Genomic DNA, 1,911 nt, shown 5'->3' with positions numbered 1-1,911 from the left:
GCTGAACCCTCTCACGCGACAACTACCTTGACGCTCACCGCCATCAGCGCGCTGCTATTCGGCAACGCCACCAGCGCCGAGGGCGCCCCTCCGGTGCGTTGAGGCGTTCCTCGCGGCATACGGCAGCGGCGCCCCTGCTCCCCGGCCCGAGGTCTTCTCCCCCCTGAGACTTCGTGGCGCGCCCGATGCGTTCGGCGCCCATTGCGCCAGGCCCCCCAGCCCATCTCAACCTGCCCTGACCAAGAGCAGCCACACAGCACCAATCGCACAGCCGACGCAGACCGACGGGCAGGACTCATGCGTGTCCTCCCCTGAGAGTCACTGAGTGACAGCACCGCTCGGGCGACAAACTTCCGCTGTGGCAGGTCACTTGATGCGAACTCCAGACGCAAATCCATCGGCTCAGCCGGCACAGAGCATAGCCTGCCTCAATGCGCCGCAGTGACCGCCCCATCAGGTCGCCGGTTACCGTTCGACTGCCCATCGCGGCCCGTCAGCTTTGGCCTCAAACTGTGGACATACCCAGACGGTTCCAATCATTTCTGGGCTACCAGTCTTCGGCAAATCATGAGACAAGGTGCCCAACTGCGGCTTGCCGCGCGAAGCCGCAGAGCCACAAGAGAGCGAGGGCCCAGGGTTGGTGGTGTCGACCTGTGGTATGGCTGATCTTGCTGCAGGGCGGCATTGACTGGGTGGTGTTCAAGGAGTTGGGCGTGAGCAATTCTTCTGGATTTTTGTCTGGATGGAGGGCAGCGATGTCAAATCGTGTGGTGGGGTCGAGGTTTCTGTTCGCGAGTTTCGTGACTGCGGCATTCCTGGGAGGAGCATGCCAGAGCCCAGAGCCTGAGAATGAGGCTCCGACGGAAGTGGGTGTGAACTCCGCGGGGCTCTGGACGGAATCGGGAGTGCAACTCTGGACGACGGGTGACACGATTCCGGTCTGCTGGATTGACCCTGGCTTCGACGCAGCCAAGGGGATTATTCGTGCTGCAATCGAGAGTCAGTGGCAGCGTGCGGCAAGAATTCAGTTCGGAGGCTTCGCACTTTGCCCCACGACAGGTGATCAGAAATTCATCCGGGTGCTGGTGAATGCCGCAACGGATGCTGGTGGTGGCGGAAGCTCTCAATTGGGGCGTGGGGGGCTACGGCTGCCCACTGAAGCAGAGAGCATGCATATCGCGGTTCCAACCAACATCACCTCCGCACAGGGACTGGCGCGACTGCAATATCTCGCCGTGCATGAGTTCGGCCATGTGCTTGGGTTCTCCCATGAGCAGGATCGTGTCGACAACTCCGATCCAGCTGATGCCACCTGCAACCCTCCTGGTGGTGGGAGCGGATCCTTCTGGTCGCGCTATGACAATCAGTCCGTCATGCACTATTGCAACAACGGCGGAAACAGTTCAGGGCGCCTCAGCGTCCTGGATACGCGTTCTGTCCGGAAGCTCTATGGGACCAGGACGAACGGGGGCGTCGATTTCAACGGCGATGGCTTCTCGGATGTCCTGATCTACGACAGCGCAACGGGCTACACTGAGATTCGCTATGGTCGGGCCGCCGCCGGATTGACCTTCGCGGCAGGGAGTCAGACAACCTGGGCCGCTGGTCTGAAGGTTGTCCCTGGCGACTACGATGGGGACGGGCATGGAGACGTCATTCTCTATTCTTCCGTAACGGGAAGTGCCGAGGTTCGTTACGGTCAGGCCGCCGCCGGGTTGGTCTCAGCAGTGGGAAGTCAGGCCAATTGGGGGGCGAGCCAGAAGCTGGTTCCGAGTGACTTTGGAGCAGACGGCTACATGGACGTACTGAAGTACAATTCGGCCTCAGGCTATACTTCGATTGAGTACGGGCGAACGCTGCCGGGCTTCAACCCGATCGTGCAGGCGAATCCTGTTTGGAATCTGGGATTCA

At 60.8% G+C, this 1,911-nt stretch carries 1 protein-coding gene; it reads left to right on the top strand.

Annotated elements, in window-relative coordinates; all coding sequences use genetic code 11:
• Positions 1 to 653 precede the first annotated feature (653 nt).
• Positions 654 to 1,911: VCBS repeat-containing protein (locus JGU66_36270; protein ID MBJ6766232.1), on the top strand; the 1,258-nt coding region annotated here is incomplete at its 3' end.

It is taken from the genome of Myxococcaceae bacterium JPH2 (assembly GCA_016458225.1).
Lineage (GTDB): Bacteria > Myxococcota > Myxococcia > Myxococcales > Myxococcaceae > Citreicoccus.
This window is presented reverse-complemented; position numbering and strand designations above follow the sequence as displayed.